The following is an 18,622-nucleotide window of genomic DNA, read 5'->3' on the forward strand; positions in this document are numbered from 1 at the left end:
GCGAATGGACCAGCGTCCACCTTGTTCTGCATCTACGGATGCGTAGTCTCACCAACCACGCTCTGTCCAGTCCACGCTCATCCCGGCATGACGAGAAGGAAGTTTCCGATGCCCATCCCTGCCCCTTTCGTCTCTCGCGCCATGGACATCGAGGAGGCCTGGATCGACTACAACGGCCATCTCAACATGGCCTATTACAACGTGCTTTTCGATCGTTGCTCCGACGAAGCATTCGAGATGATGGGGATGGGGCCGGATTATGTGAAAGAACGACGGCTGACCATCTACACCGCGGAAGTCCATGTCTGCTACGTCCAGGAGTTGCATCTCGACCACAAGGTCACGGTCTCGTTCCAACTCCTCGACCATGACGAGAAGCGGCTGAGGGCCTATCAGGAAATCCGCCATCTCGACGGCTGGCTTGCCGCCACATCCGAAACGCTGTCGCTGCACGTCGACATGGCTGGCCCGAAGGTCGCGCCCTTCCCCGCCGACGTCCTGGCCAGGGTGGAAGCGATGCGCGCCGCCCATGCCGCCCTGCCGATGCCGGAGCGCGCCGGCCGCTCGATCGGTATTCGTCGTAAGCCGGCTTGAACCACGGTCCAACCGCCGTTAACCTTACCGAGGTTTTAACGTGAACAAGCCGAATTGAGACGTTGAACGACTCAGCGCGGCGTTGGAAAACCGTCCGCATCGAATTGCGATACGGGCGGCGGAGCAGCAGCGGTTCGGGGAACGTGCATGAAAACCGATATCAAGGTCGAGGCGGACAGGCTGGCGGCTGATCCACGCATCACCGACTATGATTTCTGGCGCTCGCTGAAGAACCTCAACAACGAGATCTTCCACATCGCCAACAACAACGAGCCGATCCCCTTCGCCATGATCCGCTGGCGCGCCATCCTGAAGCAGGCGCGGATGAAACGCGGCCACGCCTGAACGGTGCGGGAAGAAACAGACCGGCCGTCCGGTTTGCATTTCTGATGTGCTGACGAACGATCCCAAGCGTCAAGGCTGGCGCTTCACCGCCCCCAGCGGCGAGCGCGGCACCACCGGCGACGACTGGATGATCGCCGTATTGGTCATCGCGAACGGAATGATCCGGTCGATCACCCGCTCGAGCTCGGCCACCGAGGCGACATGCGCCAGCGCGATGAAACAGTCTTCACCGGTGACCCGGTCGCATTGGGCGATTTCCGGTAGGTCGCGGATGATTTCGGCTACGACAGCCAGTTGCCCCGGCACCGGCCTGATCCGCAGCCATGCCGATAGCTTCATGCCGAGCGCGGCCGGATTGATACGCACCGTATAGGCCTCGATCACACCGCTTTCCTGCAGCCGCTTGATGCGCTCGGCCACGCTCGGCGCCGACAGGCCGACCGAGCGCGCCAGTTCGGCGGTGCTGGTGCGCGCATCCTCTTCCAGCAGGCGCAGGATTTTCAGGTCCGCCGCATCCAGATCCGGATTTTCATTTCGAAGGCGTTTCAGCGGAATGCTCCTTGCTTTCGGAAAGGAAATGGCCGCAATGCCCGGCCATCATCCATATCAACGGCAAAAATCGCCTGCGATACTGACCCCATGGAAGATCGGACGCAAGCCCCAGCAGCAAGTCCGGCACTCGCCGGCCCCGCCTTTGCCTTGGCAAACGCGGTCCCGCCGCATCTCTGGTTCGGCGTCAGCGCCGTGTTCCACTATCTCGGACCGGCCTTCGCGGTGCTGCTGTTCCCGCATGTCGGCGTGCTGGGCATGGCTTGGCTGCGCATCGCCACCGCGGCACTCGTCTTTGCCCCATTGACCCGGCCATGGGCGGTCTTCGCCCGCGCCGATCGCTCGACGCGGTTGTTGCTTGTGGCTTTCGGCGTCTGCCTTGGGGTGATGAATTGCTCGTTTTACCTGGCGCTCGACCGGCTGCCGATCTCGCTGGTGGCGGCGACCGAATTCGTCGGCACCATCGGCGTTGCGCTTGTTGGCCTCAGAAGCCCGCGCAATCTCGCCGCCCTCGCAATCGCTGTCGCCGGCACCCTGTTGCTGATCGACGTCAAATGGTCGAGCGATCCCGTCGGCCTGTTCTGGGCCTTCCTCAACGGCACGCTGTTCGTTAGCTACATCGTGCTCGGCCACCGCGTCGCGCGCGGCGGCGCCGGCGATGGCATCGCCGGGCTGGGTGCCGCCATGGCGGTCGCCCTTCTCGTCGTTCTGCCGATCGGTTTCGCCGATGCTCTGCCGGCTTTCTCGGCGCCGCCGCTGCTGCTTGCGGGGGTCGGCGTCGGCATCTGCTCGTCGGTCATTCCCTATATTTGCGACCAGCTTGCCATGTCGCGGCTACCGCGCTCCAGCTTCGCGCTGATGCTGTCTTTGCTGCCGGTCACCGCGACGTTGATCGGCGTCATTGTGCTGCGGCAGGTGCCGAGCCTCACCGACTGCATCGGCATCGCGCTGGTGGTGGCCGGCGTCGCCCTTCACAAACCGGCGCCGGCGCCCACCTGATCAGGCCAGCTTCTCCTTGAGGAAAGCGATCGTCCGGCCCCAGGCGAGGTCGGCCGCCTTCTTGTCATAGCGGGCCGCCGACGTGTCGTTATTGAAGGCATGGTTGGCGCCTTCATAGACATAGACCGAGTATTCGACATGAGCCGCGTCGAGTGCCTTCTTGAAGGCATCGATACCGGCATTGGTGCGGGTGTCGAGCCCGGCATAATGCAGCATGAGCGCGGCCTTGATCTTCGGCACGTCCTCGGCCTTTGGCTGCATGCCGTAATAGGCGACGGCGGCGGCGAGGTCCGGCGCGTTGACGGCCAGCATGTTCACCGTGCCGCCGCCCCAGCAGAAGCCGACGGCGCCGACTTTGCCGTTGCCGTCCTTGTAGCCTTTGAGGTAGGCGACCGTTGCCACGGCATTGGCGGCGACCTGTGCTGGATCGAGCTGGGAAAACAGGTCACGTGCCCTGTTTTCATCGTCCGGCGTGCCGCCGAGCGGTGTCATGAAGTCCGGCGCAAGCGCCACGAACCCTTCCAGCGCAACGCGCCGCGCCACATCGCGAATATGCGGGTTGAGACCCCTGTTCTCGTGCACCACGATGACGGTGCCGAGCTTGCCGGTCTGGTCCGCCGGCTTGACCAGATAGCCCTTCATCTCGCCGGCGCTGCCGGGATAGCTGATGTCCTCGCCTTTCACCCGCGGATCGTCTTCCGCCACGATTGCCGCCTGGGCCGAATTCGCCGCCAGCAGCGGCGCGATCGCGGCCGCTGCCGCACCCGATCCGGCAAGCCTGGTCAATTGCTCCATGAAGCGCCGCCGGTCGAGCGTCAGATGCGTGTATTCGTCATAGGCGTCGATCATCGCCTGGGTAATGACAGGCTCGGCGGCAGTGGGTTCGGCAGGTGTTGTCATGGCGCGCTCCTCGTCGGCGCCCCCCGCGGCAACATAGAGCCGAAGCTTGCCTGGTCCAGTCACGGCTGAGTGAGGCTGCCATAAGTCCCTGCGCGAGGGCCGTGATGCCGCTAGCCCCACTGTCGTTAAATTTTGGTCCTTTGTGGCAATGCTAAATGCACGCACCACAATGTAAAAAGAAGTTACCGGGCTATGCCTCACTCGGGCCATTTGGCGAACGACAATGGCCATTTGGCGGGAAAAGAATGCCTGATTGACGACGAAGGAACACGCCCATGACCTTTCCCTCCCCGCTTCTGGCAAGTGGGTTCGCCCTCGCCGCTATGGCTTTGCTGGCGCTGCGGTTCACTGCCTTCACCGCCTTCAAACGATCGTTGATCAAGATCCGCGCCAACCGGCACCCGCCCGCAAACACCAAAGCCTGAGGAAAGGTCATGGACGTTCAGGACATCATCAACACCGTCTCCCAGAAATCCGGTCTCAACCAGGCTTTGACGGAAAAGATCGCCGGCACGATTTTCTCGGTGCTCGAACACGAGGCGGAAGGCACGACCCTGTCCAGCTTCTTCGCCAAAATCCCGGGAGCCGACGCCCTGGCCAAGCAATATGATGTCATGGCTCCCGGCGCAGCTTCCGGTGGTGGCCTCCTGTCCTCGCTGGAGGGCGCGCTCGGTGGCGCTCTCGGCGAAAAGACCGGCGCGCTGATCAACGGCGTCGCCATACTCAAGGCATCAGGCCTTACGCTCGCACAGATCAGCCAGGCCGGCACGATGCTGGTCCAGCAGGCCGAGGCAGCCGCCGGCCCGCAGCTGACCAGTGAGGTACTTGCATCGGTACCCGACCTGAAAGGGCATCTCGGGCTCTGAAGGAACTTCTCTATTTCGGCAGCGTATAAGCCATCACATAGTCGCCCGGCTTGGTACCGACCGAGCCGTGGCCGCCGGCAACGATGACGACGAACTGGCGTCCGTCGGCTACCGTGTAGGTCATCGGTGTCGACTGCCCGCCCGCCGGCAGCCGCGCCTGCCAGAGCTGTTTGCCGGTCGTCAGGTCATAAGCGCGCACATAGTCATCGACCGCCGCACCGAGGAAGGCGACGCCGCCGGCAGTGATCATCGGCCCGCCAATGCCGGGCACGCCGACCTTGAATGGCAGTGGCAATGGCGTCATGTCGTAGACGGTGCCGTTGCGATGCTTGTAGACGATCTTGCCGGTCCGAAGGTCGGCGCCCGCCACATAGCCCCAGGGCGGCGCCTGGCAGGGAATGCCGAGCGGCGACAGGAACGGCTTCAATATGACTGCGTAAGGCGCACCGTCATTGCGGTTCAGGCCCTGTTCGCTGCCCTTGGTGTCGCCGGGCGGCGGCACGTCGGCGCGCGGCACCAGCTTGGAGATGAACGCCAGGTATGTCGGCATGCCGAACATCACCTGCCGGACCGGATCGACTGCCACGCCGCCCCAGTTGAAGGCGCCGAAATTGCCGGGGTAGATCAGTGAGCCCTGCAGCGACGGCGGCGTGTAGCGGCCCTCATAGCGCAACTTCCGGAGCTCGATCCGGCAGGCCAGCTGGTCGAACATGGTAATGCCCCACATGTCGGCGCCGGTCAGCGGTTTCGGACTGAAGCTGAGGTCCGAGAGCGGCTGCGTCGGCGAGGTATGGTCGCCTTCGATCGCGCCGCCCGGCGCCGGCACTTCCTTGACCGGAACGATCGGCTCGCCGCTGCGCCGGTCGAGCACATAGAGGTCGCCCTGCTTGGTCGGCCCGACCAGCGCCGGCACCACGCCACTTTCCGTGGTGATGTCGACCAGCGTCGGCTGCGCCGGCACGTCCATGTCCCAGAGATCGTGGTGCACGGTCTGCCGCACCCAGCGCAATTGTCCGCTGTTGAGATCGAGCGCGGTGATCGACGAGGAGAATTTCTCGTCATTGGCGCTGCGCCCGGCGCCGAGCTGGTCCGGCGTCTTGTTGCCGAGCGGCACATAAAGCAGGCCGAGCTTCTCGTCGGCGCTTGCCGTCGACCACATGTTGGGTGAGTTGTTGGTGTAGGTCTGGTCCGGCGGCAGCGGCATCGTCTGGTCGGGATTGCCCGAATCCCAATTCCACAACAGCGCGCCGGTGTCGGCATCGTAGGCACGGATGACCCCGGACGGCTCCTGCGTCGAATAATTGTCGTTGACCGCGCCGCCGACGATGATCTTGTTGGCGACGATCAGCGGCGCCGAGGTCGAATAATAATAGCCCGGCTTCGGATATGGCATGTTGGCGAGCAGGTTCAGCGTGCCGCCTTCGGCGAAAGTCGGGCAGACCTGGCCATTCGCCGCATCGAGCGCGATCAGCCGGGCGTCGGATGTCGGCAGGTAGATGCGTGTGGCGCAGGGCTGGCCGGCGGCGACCTTGGCATCGGCATAATAGGCCACGCCGCGGCAGGTCTGGTGCTGGCGGTCCTTGTTGAGCTTGACCTGCGGATCGAAGCGCCATTTCTCCTTACCGCTCGCGGCATCGATCGCGATGGCGAAATTATGCGGCGTGCAGATGTAGAGCGTGTCGGCGATTTTTAGCGGCGTCACCTGATAGGTCGTCTCGCCGATGTCGTCGGGCCCTTTCACGTCGCCGGTGCGATAGGTCCAGGCCGGCTGCAGATTGGCAACGTTTTCGGCGGTGATCTGGTCGAGCGGCGAATAGCGCTGGCCGTATTGCGTGCGACCGTAATAGTGCCATTCGCCAGCCGGCACGTTGCCGCCAAGATCGGCCGTCGGCGTCACCTTGTCGGTGTTGAGTTCACCCGTAATATCCTTTGGATCGGTCGTCATCGAATAGCCGGCGACGGCAAGCGAGGCCAGCACGGCGAGGATCAGCGGCGCGCGTCCGTCGGGACCGGTAAGCCCGCGCCGCGCCCATGGCGTCAACAGCCATAGCGCGACAAGCACGATGATGCCGCCGCGCGGGCCGAGCTCCCACCAGTCGAAGCCGATCTCCCAGACCGCCCAGGCGAGCGTGCCGAGCACGATCGCCGCGTAGAGCCACAGCGCCGTGGATCTGCGCCTGTAGAGCAGCCAGGCCGCGACAAGGAAAGCTAGACCGACGATGACGTAGTACCAGCTGCCGCCCAGCGTCACGAGCCAGATGCCGCCGCCGCCAATCGCCAGGCCGATGAGGAAAAGGATCAGGGAGGTGATGACCACAGCCAAGACGGTGCTCCTTCGACTGGTGCGCTCCGCGACGCGTCCATGGGCAACCCCGCATTGCGTTCCTGCCCCCACGCAACTTTCTCCGGCCCGCTTCCCCTGTCAAGCAAGCTCGGCGTTTTACGGTGCCGGCCCATCGCAAGCCCGGCGTTTTGGTTAGCAGACCCATTCAGATTGTGAGTCTACCGACTGGACAGAGAACAAAACGGAGACACTTCTGGCCTTTCGCTGCCGAATCACTACATTCGGGGGGAGATGTCCGGCTTTTCGGAAGACATGCCCTTTTTTGACGAACCGAACGCGCGGCCCGTGGCCCCGTCGGGCATTGCCGCGCGCGCCATGGCTGCCCGCAGCAACCAGAACAACGCGCCCGATTATCTCAACGGCCTCAACCCCGAGCAGCGGCTGGCGGTGGAAACCACCGAAGGCCCGGTGCTGGTGCTGGCCGGCGCCGGCACCGGCAAAACGCGCGTCCTGACCACCCGCATCGCCCACATCCTTGCCACCGGCAAGGCTTTCCCCTCGCAGATCCTCGCCGTCACCTTCACCAACAAGGCGGCGCGCGAGATGAAGCAGCGCATCGGCCTGTTGATCGGCGAAGGCAATGTCGAGGGCATGCCGTGGCTCGGCACCTTCCACTCGATTGGAGTGAAGCTGCTGCGCAGACATGCCGAGCTGGCCGGGCTCAAATCCGACTTCACCATTCTCGACACCGACGATGTCGTGCGCCTGATCAAGCAGCTTATCCAGGCCGAAGGGCTGGACGACAAGCGCTGGCCGGCCAAGCAGTTCGCCCAGATGATCGACGGCTGGAAGAACAAGGGCCTCGGTCCCGCCGACATCCCCGAGGGCGATGCCCGTGCCTTCGCCAACGGCAAGGGCCGCGAGCTCTATAAGGCCTATCAGGAGCGGCTGAAAACGCTGAACGCTTGCGACTTCGGCGATCTCCTATGCCACCCGATCCGCATCTTCCGCGCCAATCCGGACGTGCTGAAGGAATACCATAAGCGCTTCCGCTACATCCTCGTCGACGAATATCAGGACACCAACACCGCCCAGTACATGTGGCTGCGGCTGTTGGCACAACGGCCGCAATCCTCCCCCCTTGAGGGGGAGGTGCCCGCGAAGCGGGCGGAGGGGGTTGCCGCAGAAGGCACCGCTAGAGCGTCGAGCACTGCCGCCGGTAGGTCGAGCACTGCCGCACGGACCCCACCCGACCGGGCTTCGCCCGGCCACCCTCCCCTCGAGGGGGAGGGAAGCCCGCGCCTGTCCACCGTAAATATCTGCTGCGTCGGCGACGACGACCAGTCGATCTATGGCTGGCGCGGCGCCGAGGTCGACAACATCCTGCGCTTCGACAAGGATTTCCCCGGCGCCACCATCATCCGGCTGGAGCGCAACTATCGCTCGACCGCGCACATCCTCGGCACCGCCTCCCACCTCATCGCCCACAATGAGGGCCGTTTCGGCAAGACGCTGTTCACCGAAAAGATCGCCGAGGACGACGAGAAGGTGCATGTCCACGCCGCCTGGGATTCCGAGGAGGAGGCCCGCGCCGTCGGCGAGACCATCGAGGCCTATCAGCGCCAGAAGCACAATCTCAACGACATGGCGATCCTCGTCCGCGCCTCCTTCCAGATGCGCGAATTCGAGGACCGCTTCGTCACGCTCGGCCTCAACTACCGCGTCATCGGCGGCCCGCGCTTCTACGAGCGCCTCGAAATCCGCGATGCGCTGGCCTTCTTCCGCGTCGTCGCGCAAGGCGCCGACGACCTCGCCTTCGAGCGCATCGTCAACGTGCCGAAGCGCGGCCTTGGCGAGGCCACCATCCGCCAGATCCACGACACCGCACGCGCCCTGCGCATCCCGATGCTGGAGGCGGCGGCAAAACTCGCCGAAAGCGACGAGTTGAAGCCGAAGCCGCGCGCCGCACTGCGCGAGGTATCGGCCAATTTCGAGCGCTGGCAGAAGGCGCTGGAAACCACGCCGCACACCGAGCTCGCCGAGACCATTCTCGAGGAGAGCGGCTACACCGACATGTGGAAGAACGACCGCTCGGTTGAAGCGCCCGGCCGGCTCGAGAACTTAAAAGAACTGATCCGCTCCATGGAGGAGTACGAATCGCTGCGCTCCTTCCTCGAACACGTCGCACTCGTCATGGACGCCGAGCAGAACGCCGAGCTCGACGCCGTTAACATCATGACGCTGCATTCGGCCAAGGGCCTCGAATTCGAGACCGTTTTTCTCCCTGGTTGGGAGGAAGGTCTTTTTCCGCACCAGCGCTCGCTCGACGAGGGTGGCCGCTCCGGGCTGGAGGAGGAGCGCCGGCTTGCCTATGTCGGCTTGACCCGCGCCAAGAAGAACCTGCACATCTGGTTCGTCTCCAACCGCCGCATCCACGGCCTCTGGCAGTCGACCATCCCGTCACGCTTCCTCGACGAGTTGCCGGAAGCCCATGTCGAGGTCGCCGAGAGCGGCAACAGCTACGGCGGTTACGGCAATTCCTACGGCGGCGGCTCGTTCGCCTCCGGTCGCGGCGGCCAAGGGGCAGGCAGGCAGAACCCCTATGGAGCATCGCGCTTCGACAACATTGGCGGCAATAACGGTGCTGAAAAATCCGGCGCTTTCTCCAGCACCTATGCGACACCGGGCTGGCAGCGCGCCCAAGCCAACCGCACCGAGGCCACCGACCGCAATTGGGGCACGCGCTCCGGCCACCAGGTCGAGCGCATCGGCTATGGCGAAACCGACTCCGGCTACGGCGCCGGCCGCACCTCGGTCAAGGGCCGCACAATCGACGGCGAGCTGGTCGCCAAATCCGTCGCCGACACGCCGTCCCCCTTCAGCGTCGGCGACCGCGTCTTCCACCAGAAATTCGGCAACGGCAACATCTCGGCCATCGAAGGCAACAAGCTGACCATCGACTTCGACAAAGCCGGCCAGAAACGCGTGCTGGACGGGTTTGTCACCGGGGTGTGAGGCCGCCGGGCGCTAGCGATACCGCGCCTGGTTCCACTTATGGCCGAGCAGCGACAGGATGATGATCAGGCCGTTGAAGAACTGGACATAGAAGCCGCTCAGGCCTGCCGCCACCACGCCGGTCTGGATGAACGAGACGGTGACCGCGCCGATCGCGCCGCCGACAACAGTGCCGATGCCGCCCCAGGTCGGGGTGCCGCCGACGAACACCGATGCCAGCACCGGCAGCAGATAGCCGTCGCCGGCGGTCGGCCACCAGGTGAAGTTGATCATCACCGAGAACGTGCCGGCGATTGCCGCGCCGATGCCGACGAAGACGAACACTTTTACGCGCACGCGCTTGACGTCGATACCCATCTGCTGGGCGCTGTCTGGATTGTCGCCGACCACCTTGACCTGGGCACCGAAGCGATGGCGGTTGTAAAGCAGCGCCGACAGCACGACGAAGCCGATGGCCCAGAAGATCTGCACCGGAATGCCGTAAAGCTGGCTGGAGAAGATCTTGTAGGCCCAGCTGTCGGCAAGGCCGGTCAGCGCCGTTGACCTGCCCTCGTTGATGATCTGGATCAGGCCGCGCAGCAGGAAATTCATGCCGAGCGTGGCGATCAGCGACGACAGCCCGCCATAGACGACCAGCGAGCCGACCAGGAAGCCGAGCAGCATGCCGGTGACGATTGCGGCGGCGATGCCGAGGAACGGGTCGTAGCCAGCCTGCACGACCAGCGCAAACACCCAGGAGGCAAAGCCCATCGTCGCCGGAAACGACAGGTCGATCTCGCCGCAAGTGACGACGAAGACCAGCGGCACCACCACGAACAGCGCCACCGGCAGCGTGGTGAGTACGGAGCTGTAGAGATACCAGGTGGTGAACACGATCGGGTTGGCGATCATGAACACCGCCATCATGACGATGAACACGGCAAGCGTGCCGAGCGCGGCGCGGTTGTCGAGAATGAACCCGCGCAGCCAATTGTCGGACGGGTGTCTCCACTCTTTCCCGGCGGCCTCATTATGCGTGCCGCCGAGGGGGCTCTGCAGATCGGGTTCCATGGTCTTGCTCATCGTGCCGCCCTCCCCGCATCGCCCGCGTCGTGCAACCCCGGCAATCCGCTGGGGTGGGCGACGTCTTCCATGAAATTGATCAGGTCTTCGGCCGATTTGACCTCGCTGCGGTCGGCGGTGAGCGCGACCTTGCCGCGGTCCAGCACCACGAAGCGATCGGCGATATCGAAGACGTGGTGGATGTTGTGGCCGATGAACAGGATCGAGCGCCCGCTCGCCCGCACCTGGCGCACGAAGTGGAAGACCTTGGCGGTCTCGGTCAGCGATAGCGCGGTCGTCGGTTCGTCGAGGACTATCAGCTCCGCCTTCTTATAGATGGCCCGCGCGATCGCCACGCCCTGTCGTTCGCCGCCCGAGAGCTGGCCGACGATCGACTGTGGCGTGAACACTTTCGAGGTGAAGCCGATCTCGCGCATCAGCCGGCTCGCCTCCGCGATCTCCTTGTTGACCTTCAGCCAGCCAAGCCAGCCGGTGAGCTCGCGGCCCATGAAGATGTTGCGCACGATCGTCTGCTGCACAGCGAGCGCCCGGTCCTGGAACACCGTCTCGATGCCGGCGTCGCGCGAGCGCGCAGGGCTCCATCCGGTCACCGGCTTGCCGCGGACGAGAATCTCGCCGCTAGTCGGTTTGACCACGCCGGACAGGATCTTGATCAGCGTCGACTTGCCGGCGCCATTATCGCCGATCAGGCCGACCACCTCGCCTCGATCGACGCTGAGATTGACCCCGCCAAGCGCATAGACCTGGCCATAGGACTTGCTGATGTCGCGCAGTTCGATAATGCGTTCGGCCATGGCGATCCTCGCTTGATTGTCGCGTGCCGGCCTTTTCGCCGGCGGTCCCGCCGGCCGGGCTCGATCCCGGCCGGCGGCTTGGGAGGTCAGCGCAGCGCCTGCTTGGCGAGCTCGGCGACGATCTCGTAATTCTGCGGCGTGACGAAGCCGGCGCCGGTATCGACATTCATCGGTGCGAGACCCAGCACAACCTGCTGGCAGAGGCTGAGGATCGGCAGATAGCCTTGCAAGAACGGCTGCTGGTCGGCCGTCAGCTGCACCCAGCCGCCCTTGAAGCCCTCGACGATCTGCGGGCTGGTGTCGAAGCCGAAGTTGAAGATATCGCCCGGCTTCCTGCCCGCCGCCTGCATGTAAGTCGGGACGTTGCCCAGCATCTGTCCGCCGGGATAGCCAACCGCCTTGACGTCGGGATTGTTGAGCAGTGCCGCGGTGATCACCGGAAGGGCCAGATTGGGGTCGGAAGCCCATTCGCCGCTCGGTGGCGAGGAGAGCTGTATGACCTCGACGCCCGCTTCCTTGAGGGCAGCGACAGTGCCGCGTTCTCGCGCGCCGCGGCTCTCGTTCTCGAACGGGCCGATCATGATTGCCTTGTCGCCGGCCTTGAGCCCGGCCAGCTTGACCGCCTCGGCGCCAAGCGCGCGGCCCTGCTGCTCCTGCTGGGCACCGACATAGCCGCCGCCGAACGCCGCCGTGACCGTCGGCACCGGCACGTTCTGGTACATCATCTTGATGCCGTCCTTGTGCGCCTGTTCGGCCAGCGGCATGATCGCGGCGTCGCCGGGGTGGCCCATCATGGCGATGCCTTGGGGCTTGACCGCGACAGCCTCGCGCAATTGCTGCACCATCTTCTCGACATCCCACTGGGAAAAGATGTAGTCGACCTTCGGCCCGAGATCGGCCGCCGCCTGCTTGGCACCATTATAGACGATCGTGCCGAAGGCATCGCCCTCGGCGCCGCCGACGAAGAAGCGGATATGGACATCCTTGCACCACTGGGCATCGAGCGCCTGCGCCGGCAAGGTCGAGAGTGCGGCGGCGAGCGCCATCGCGGCCGCCGCGACGGTCGAGCGCAGAACTGTCCTTCTCATCGTAATGCTCATGCACTTATCCTCCCTTTGTTCCCTCGCTAGCCGAGGGGTTTTGACGATCGCTTCGGCATTGCGCCGCAATCTTTCGCTGGCCGGCACCTCCCGCCGGCTTGTCCTGTTTTTATGCATGTCGTCATCGCAAAACCGCTGGGCACTTTTGCGCGACATGCATTAGCCTCACACCGAGTTCGGCAGATAGCTCGCGCCTCCCCGGCATTGTTGGAGATAGTCCAGCGCACGCGCCTGGCCGGTGATCTCGAGATCGCCGCGGTAGACCGGGTCGTGCCAGCCCTCAATGTCGATGGCACCTTTGTAGCCGGCCAGCCGCAGCTCGCTGATCACCCGCGTCCAGTCGCTATCGCCGAAGCCAGGGGTGCGCATCTGCACGAACGGCAGGCGACCGAACACGCCGTGTTCGCGGATCACGTCCCAGCGCACCGTCGCGTCCTTACCGTGGACGTGGAAGATACGCGGCGCCCATTTGCGGATCTGCGGGATCGGATCGATCAGATAGACCAGCTGGTGGCAGGGCTCCCACTCCAGGCCGAGATTGTCGTCCGGCAATTCGTTGAACATCAGCTCCCAGGCGTCCGGATTGTGGGCGATGTTCCAGTCGCCGCTGGCCCAGTTGCCGTCCATGGCGCAGTTCTCGAAGGCGATGCGCACGCCCTTGTCGGCGGCCCGCTTTGCCAGCTTCCCCCAGACCTCGCGGAAGCGCGGCAGGCTGTCGGGCAGCGGCTTGCCGCGGATGCGGCCAGTAAAGCCGCTGACCACATTGGTGCCGAACAGATGCGCGTTGTCGATGATCGTTTCCCACGCCTGGAGCACGCCGCGATCGACTTCACCGCTCTCCAGCGGATTGCCGAACACCCCGATTGACGAGACGACGACATCGGCATCGCCGATCGCCTCGCGGATCTCGCCCGCCAACCGCGGAATGTTCTTGCCGCCCAGCGTCTGCCAGAAGAACGGCTGGATGCTCTCGAAGCCGAGCGGCAGGATCTGCCTGACATAGGCGGCCGGGTCGTCCAGATTGGCCCGCACCATGGTGCCGATCCTGATGTCGAGCAGCGGGTTTGGCATCATGATCCTTCCTGTGAGGCGATAGCGACCCGGCGCCCGGTTTCGGCGCTCTCGATTGCGGCGAAAACCATGGCCAGGCTCTTGATGTTGTCGGCGCCGCGCGTCTCCGGTTCGGTGCCGGTCTCGACGGCGCGGACGAAATCCTGGATGATGCCGAGATGGCCGCCGACGCGATCTGCCGGGTCGAGCGGCGGCACGGCTATCGGTTCGGTGCGGTCGAACAGGCCTTCACGGACCGGCCGCACGACTTCCGCCTTCAACCCGTCCGCGCCATCCCAGACAATGCTGCCGCGCTCGGCGACGATCCGCCATGTGCTGTCCCAGCTGGTACGGAAGCCGGCCGCGCACCAGCTGCCGGCATAGGTGAACAGCTTGCCGCCGCCGAGGTCGAAGCTTGCGGTTGCCGACGACCCTTGCCGATACCAGGAATTGGTCGGCTCCCACTCGTGGCAATAGACGCCGGCCGGTTCGCCGGCCACCATGTAGCGGGCCGCATCGAATGTGTGGATCGCCATATCGAGCAGCAGCACATGGCGCATCTCTTCGCGAAAACCGCCGAAATGCGGCGCCACGAAGAAATCGGCGTGGATGCTGGTTGGCGCACCAATGGCGCCGGAATCGAGAAAGCGCCGGATGCGCCTGACGTTGGCGACATAGCGGCGGTTCTGCACGACGGCATGGATGCGGCCGGCGCTGCGGGCCGCCTCGACAATGGCACGCGCATTGTCCGGGCTGTCGGCCAGCGGCTTTTCGGTCAAGAGATGGCAATGGTGGGCAAAGGCGGAAAGCGCGACCTCGCGGCGGGCGGCGGGAACCACGACGTCGAATACCGCGTCGGGCCTGGCCTGGTCGAGCACGGCGTCGAGGTCGGTTCCGATGACGGCGCCGGAAAGCTCGTATTCGCGCGCCCTTGCCCGCGCCCTTTCGGCGTCGAGATCAACCAGGCCGACAATGGCGAGCCCGTCGATCTGCTTGGCCGCATCGAGCCAGGCCTTGCTCATCGCGCCGCAGCCGACCAGGACGACATTGATCATCCAGCACTCCTCCCTCTCGGCCCCTCCAGACCGATCGTCACGGCGTTCACGGCAGGGCCGCAAACGTTTCTTCCGTAAACGTTTACGAGAACACACCCGATGGCGTAGAATGTCAATTGGCCGATAGCGAAAAACGTGATGCCGGCTTGGCCTGAAGAGCGGCCGGTGCTAGCCAAGCAAGGGGGAGAACTGTCCTTTGGCGTCCAGTATTCACGACCTTGCGCGTCACCTGAATATTTCCATCGGCACGGTGTCGCGCGCGCTCAACGGCCGCGCCGACGTCAATGCCGACACGCGCCAGCGCGTGCTCGATGCGGCCAAGAAGCTGAACTATTCACCGAACCAGTCCGGCCGCAGCCTGCGGCGCGGCGCCACCCATTCGATCGCCTTCATGCTGCAGCCGCATCCGGGCGACCAGGAATATGGCGAGCCGTTCTTCATTCCGTTCCTGACCGGGTTGCAGGCCAAGCTCGCCGAAAGCGGCCTTGACCTGATCGTAGTGATGGGCGCGCCGGGCGACTATCAGCAGGAGCGCCTGCGCCGTGTCGTCGAGACGCGGCGGGCCGATGCGGTGGTGCTGGCCTGGACGCGGCGCGAGGACGAGCGCATCGACTATCTGACCCAGGCCGGTTTCCCGTTCGCGACGCTCGGCCGCAGCCGCTCCGGCGGCGATTCCTATCCCTCGCTCGACCTCGATTTCGAAAAAGCCGGGGCTGACGCGGTCGATCGTCTCGTCGCGCGCGGTCACCGCCGCATCGCCGCCATCCGCCCGTCGCTCGACCTCAATTTCGGCTATCTGTTCCTCGCCGGCTATCGCAAGGCGTTGCGGCGGCACGGCATCGAGTTCGACCCCGAACTGATCGCCGACGGCTTCATCAACGAGGCCGGCGGCTACGCCGTGACGCCGAAGGTCATGCGCTCCAAGGACCCGCCGACGGCCATCATCTTCAACAATGACGCGATGGCGCTTGGCGGCTGCAAGGCTTTGGCCGAGGCCGGCATCAGGCCCGGCCACGACGTCGCGGTGATCGTCATCGTCGACACGCCGCTTTGCCGCTATTTTTCGCCGGCGCTGACCGGCTTCCGACCGGCGCTGGAGCCGATGGGCGAGCGGTTGGCCGAAATGCTGCTGGCATCGATCCCGGCTTACGCCGGCGCCGAAGGCGCACGCATCATCCGTGAAGTCTGGCCGCTGGAACTGATCGCGCGCGACAGCGATTGAATCGCGGCGGTCACTGAGCAGGCTCAGATTGAACAAGACCCCCGCGCTCGCGCTCCGGCGTTGCGACCAGCGAGGCAGCGGCGGCATTGGCGGCGGCAAGTGCCGCCTCGACGGGCTCTCTACGCGCAAGCCACGCCGCAAAGGCGCCGACGAATTCATCACCGGCACCGTGGGTGCTGACCACCTCCACCGGCATCGCCGGCAAGGCGAATGCCTGGCCGTCGCGGTCGCAATAGGCAACGCCCTCGCCGCCGGCCGTGACGATTGCAGCCGGATAGAAACCGACGAGCATGCCGGCCGCCTTCGCAGCACCCTCGAGCGTGTCGACGACCGAAACGCCGGCCAGGAACTCCGCCTCGATGGCGTTGACGATGACGATGTCGGTCAGCGCGATCAGTTCGGCTGTCAGCTTTCGCGCCGGCGCCGCATTGAGAACGACGCGGCCGCCATACGCCTTCACCGCTCGCGCCGCGGCGATATTGGCGGCTTCCGGCACCTCGTTCTGCAGCAGCAGAACCGCCGTTTGCGCGATCAGCTCGGCCGCCTCAGTAATGTCCTTTTCGCCGAGAGTGAGATTGCTGCCCGAGACGATCACCGCGCCATAGTCGCCGCTGTCGTCGAAAATCGCTACGCTCATCCCCGAGCCGGCGCCCGAAGCCACTCCCACGAAGCGCTGGTCGATGCCGTTGCGATCGAGATTGTCGAGAAGCGCGCGGCCGAAATCATCGTCGCCGACAGCTCCGATCATCGCCGCACGCACGCCGGCCCGCGCTGCCGACACCGCCTGGTTGCCGCCCTTGCCGCCGCATTTCGGTTGCCAGGCATGACCGGTCACCGTTTCGCCCTTGCGCGGGCGATCGGCGGCTTCGACCATGATGTCGTAATGCAGGCTGCCGAATACGGTCACCAGCGGCGGGGAAGCCGTCATGTGCCCTTATCTTTCCGTTTCGACGTCACCGCAGACATGGTGCGGCCGAGATTGCGCTCCGCCGCCTGGTAGTCGCGTTGCGCGACCGCGACGAACAGCGCATCGAGGATGTTGAGCTGGGCAATGCGCGCCGCCGCGTTCTCACCCATCAACGGCGAGCCTTGCGCGGTCGAGCAGAGCACGATGTCGGCGACGGCTGCCAATGGCGAGTTGTCATAGTTGGTGATTGCCAGCGTGCGCGCGCCGCTTTTGCGCGCAAGTTGGATGGCGTCGATGACGGCGCTCGTGTTGCCGGAATGCGAAAAGCCGACGGCGATGTCGTCGGCGCCGAGCAGCGAGGCCGACATCAGCATCATGTGCGAATCGTCGTAAACGGAGGTGCGGATGCCGATGCGCAGGAATTTGTGCGAGACGTCGCGCGCGATCTGCGCCGAGCCGCCGACGCCGTAGAAATCGCGATTCCTGGCGCGGTAAAGCAGATCGGCGGCACGGTCGAAATCGTCCATGTCGAGGATGGCGAGCGTCTCCTCCAGCGCCTGGATAGAGGTGCGGAACACCTTCTGCACGATCTCGGCCGAACTGTCGTCCACCGACAGCTCCTGATGCATCTCGGCGGTCGGCAGGCGGCTGTATTCATAGACCGCCGTGCGAAAATCGCGATAGCCGGAAAAACCCAGCTTCTTGGCGATCTTGACCACCATCGCCTCCGAGACACCGGCCTCCTCGGCGATCTGCTTGAGCGGTATGGTCTCGTCGAAGCCGCGCCGTCCGAAGACGGTTTCAACCACCTTCGCCTCGAGCGGCGTCAGATGCGGCATCATCATGCGAATGCGCGGTCCTACTGCTTTCAGGTCCAGCCCGGTCAAGGTCATCCACGTCCCCTCGTCACGCGATCGATAAGCATCGCGGCGAGGATTATAAGGCCAGTTGCCAGGAGCTGATAGAAGGACTGCACGTTCATCAGCGTCAGGCCGTTGCGCATGCTGCCAAGGATGACGGCACCCAGGATGGTGCCGACGACGCTGCCCTTGCCGCCCATCAGCGAGGCACCGCCGATCGCCGCCGCTGCTATGGCGTCGAGCTCCCAGAGATTGCCCAGAATGGGTTCGGCCGCACCCAGCCGGCCGATCAGGATCTGCGCTGCAAGCGCTGCCAGCAGGCCCGAGATCATATAGGCGGCGATCTTGGTGCGGGCGATCGGCACGCCGGCTATGTAGGCCGCCTCCTCATTGCCGCCGACGGCGAGCAGATATTCGCCAAACGGCGTCTTCTTGAGGATGATCCAGGCAATCAGCGCGACCACGGCCACGATGATGACCGCCAACGGCAATCCGAACAGCGAGCCGTTGAAGATGGCACGGAAGCCGGCAGGCAGGCCGAGCACCGGATTGCCGCCGGTATAGATCAGCGCCAGCGCCCGGTAGGTGCTGAGCGTCCCCAGCGTGACGATGAAGGGCTGCAGCCCGACATAGGCAACCAGCACGCCGTTAAGCAGGCCGCAGGCGAGGCCGATGGCGAAGCCAGCGGCGATGGCCAGCGGAAACGGCACACCGGCAACCAGCATCGAGGCCGAGATGACCGCCGAAAGGGCTGCCGTCGGCCCGACGGACAGGTCGATGCCGCCCGAGATGATGACCAGCGTCATGCCCAACGCCAGGCAGGCATTGATGCTCGACTGCTGCAGGATGTTGATCAGGTTACGCTCGGCAAAGAAGCCGGGGACCAGCGCCCCGAAGACGGCGAGGATCACCACCAGGCCGATCAGCGTGCCGGCGTCGCGCACGGAAAACCGGTGCAGGAAATCTGCCCTTGGGCGCGCTGCTGTGTGTTGGGTTATATCGGTCATCCGCTGGTCCTGT

General features: G+C 64.6%; 18 protein-coding genes. 7 read left to right on the forward strand and 11 right to left on the reverse strand.

Annotation, left to right across the window (positions count from 1 at the left end):
* Positions 1–108 precede the first annotated feature (108 nt).
* Both NKJ20_RS02770 and NKJ20_RS02775 read left to right on the forward strand, forming a co-directional pair.
* Positions 109–594, forward strand: a complete 486-nt coding sequence (locus NKJ20_RS02770; protein ID WP_352450083.1) for a thioesterase family protein — start codon at positions 109–111, stop codon at positions 592–594.
* A 147-nt stretch (positions 595–741) separates the two neighbouring features.
* Positions 742–939, forward strand: coding sequence for a hypothetical protein (locus tag NKJ20_RS02775; RefSeq protein ID WP_023676715.1), 198 nt, complete (start codon positions 742–744; stop codon positions 937–939).
* A gap of 69 nt (positions 940–1,008) precedes the next feature.
* On the opposite strand, the gene NKJ20_RS02780 is transcribed toward NKJ20_RS02775, so the two are convergent.
* The gene (locus tag NKJ20_RS02780) at positions 1,009–1,488 is read right to left on the reverse strand and encodes an Lrp/AsnC family transcriptional regulator (protein WP_352742526.1); all 480 of its coding nucleotides are present in this window, start codon (positions 1,486–1,488) and stop codon (positions 1,009–1,011) included.
* Positions 1,489–1,578: 90 nt separating this feature from the next.
* On the opposite strand from NKJ20_RS02780, the gene NKJ20_RS02785 reads away from it, so the two are divergent.
* Complete coding sequence (locus NKJ20_RS02785) at positions 1,579–2,487, forward strand: EamA family transporter (RefSeq protein WP_352742424.1); 909 nt, start codon at positions 1,579–1,581, stop codon at positions 2,485–2,487.
* On the opposite strand, the gene NKJ20_RS02790 is transcribed toward NKJ20_RS02785, so the two are convergent.
* Positions 2,488–3,387 (reverse strand): dienelactone hydrolase family protein, encoded by a 900-nt coding sequence (locus NKJ20_RS02790; RefSeq protein WP_352742426.1) that lies wholly within the window; start codon positions 3,385–3,387, stop codon positions 2,488–2,490.
* A gap of 275 nt (positions 3,388–3,662) precedes the next feature.
* On the opposite strand from NKJ20_RS02790, the gene NKJ20_RS02795 reads away from it, so the two are divergent.
* A complete protein-coding gene (locus NKJ20_RS02795; RefSeq protein ID WP_023676719.1) occupies positions 3,663–3,812 on the forward strand; it encodes a hypothetical protein in 150 nt (49 codons plus the stop codon).
* 9 nt (positions 3,813–3,821) lie between these two features.
* Positions 3,822–4,253 (forward strand): hypothetical protein, encoded by a 432-nt coding sequence (locus NKJ20_RS02800; RefSeq protein ID WP_023721154.1) that lies wholly within the window; start codon positions 3,822–3,824, stop codon positions 4,251–4,253.
* A gap of 10 nt (positions 4,254–4,263) precedes the next feature.
* Here NKJ20_RS02800 and NKJ20_RS02805 read toward each other — a convergent pair whose 3' ends face one another.
* Positions 4,264–6,576, reverse strand: a complete 2,313-nt coding sequence (locus NKJ20_RS02805; protein ID WP_352742428.1) for a glucose/quinate/shikimate family membrane-bound PQQ-dependent dehydrogenase — start codon at positions 6,574–6,576, stop codon at positions 4,264–4,266.
* Positions 6,577–6,828: 252 nt separating this feature from the next.
* Here NKJ20_RS02805 and NKJ20_RS02810 point away from each other — a divergent pair, with 252 nt between their 5' ends.
* The gene (locus NKJ20_RS02810; protein ID WP_352742430.1) at positions 6,829–9,552 is read left to right on the forward strand and encodes an ATP-dependent helicase; all 2,724 of its coding nucleotides are present in this window, start codon (positions 6,829–6,831) and stop codon (positions 9,550–9,552) included.
* Positions 9,553–9,564: 12 nt separating this feature from the next.
* Here the strand turns inward: NKJ20_RS02810 and NKJ20_RS02815 are convergent, their stop codons facing one another.
* The 5 genes from NKJ20_RS02815 to NKJ20_RS02835 all read right to left on the reverse strand — a co-directional run bounded on the left by NKJ20_RS02815 (position 9,565) and on the right by NKJ20_RS02835 (position 14,613).
* Entirely contained in the window at positions 9,565–10,614 is a 1,050-nt protein-coding gene (locus NKJ20_RS02815) for an ABC transporter permease (protein WP_352450091.1), read from the reverse strand.
* Positions 10,611–11,408: an ATP-binding cassette domain-containing protein gene (locus NKJ20_RS02820; protein ID WP_352450092.1), complete on the reverse strand. Its 798-nt coding sequence runs from the start codon at positions 11,406–11,408 to the stop codon at positions 10,611–10,613. The genes NKJ20_RS02815 and NKJ20_RS02820 overlap by 4 nt, the downstream gene beginning before the upstream one ends.
* 86 nt (positions 11,409–11,494) lie before the next feature.
* Complete coding sequence (locus NKJ20_RS02825) at positions 11,495–12,508, reverse strand: substrate-binding domain-containing protein (RefSeq protein ID WP_023676725.1); 1,014 nt, start codon at positions 12,506–12,508, stop codon at positions 11,495–11,497.
* A 165-nt stretch (positions 12,509–12,673) separates the two neighbouring features.
* Complete coding sequence (locus NKJ20_RS02830) at positions 12,674–13,579, reverse strand: sugar phosphate isomerase/epimerase family protein (protein ID WP_352742528.1); 906 nt, start codon at positions 13,577–13,579, stop codon at positions 12,674–12,676.
* On the reverse strand, positions 13,579–14,613 hold the full coding sequence (locus NKJ20_RS02835; protein ID WP_352742432.1) for a Gfo/Idh/MocA family protein: 1,035 nt from the start codon (positions 14,611–14,613) through the stop codon (positions 13,579–13,581). Before NKJ20_RS02835 ends, NKJ20_RS02830 begins: the two co-directional genes overlap by 1 nt.
* A gap of 196 nt (positions 14,614–14,809) precedes the next feature.
* Here NKJ20_RS02835 and NKJ20_RS02840 point away from each other — a divergent pair, with 196 nt between their 5' ends.
* The gene (locus NKJ20_RS02840) at positions 14,810–15,835 is read left to right on the forward strand and encodes a LacI family DNA-binding transcriptional regulator (protein WP_023676728.1); all 1,026 of its coding nucleotides are present in this window, start codon (positions 14,810–14,812) and stop codon (positions 15,833–15,835) included.
* Positions 15,836–15,845: 10 nt separating this feature from the next.
* On the opposite strand, the gene NKJ20_RS02845 is transcribed toward NKJ20_RS02840, so the two are convergent.
* From NKJ20_RS02845 to NKJ20_RS02855, 3 genes are read right to left on the reverse strand one after another with little or no spacing between them, the layout of a single operon-like run.
* On the reverse strand, positions 15,846–16,763 hold the full coding sequence (locus NKJ20_RS02845) for a ribokinase (RefSeq protein ID WP_352742433.1): 918 nt from the start codon (positions 16,761–16,763) through the stop codon (positions 15,846–15,848).
* Entirely contained in the window at positions 16,760–17,635 is an 876-nt protein-coding gene (locus tag NKJ20_RS02850; protein WP_023676730.1) for a MurR/RpiR family transcriptional regulator, read from the reverse strand. Before NKJ20_RS02850 ends, NKJ20_RS02845 begins: the two co-directional genes overlap by 4 nt.
* A complete protein-coding gene (locus NKJ20_RS02855; protein ID WP_352456543.1) occupies positions 17,632–18,609 on the reverse strand; it encodes an ABC transporter permease in 978 nt (325 codons plus the stop codon). The genes NKJ20_RS02850 and NKJ20_RS02855 overlap by 4 nt, the downstream gene beginning before the upstream one ends.
* Positions 18,610–18,622 lie beyond the last annotated feature (13 nt).

Source organism: Mesorhizobium sp. M0185, assembly GCF_040322175.1.
In the GTDB taxonomy this organism is placed as follows: Bacteria; Pseudomonadota; Alphaproteobacteria; order Rhizobiales; family Rhizobiaceae; genus Mesorhizobium.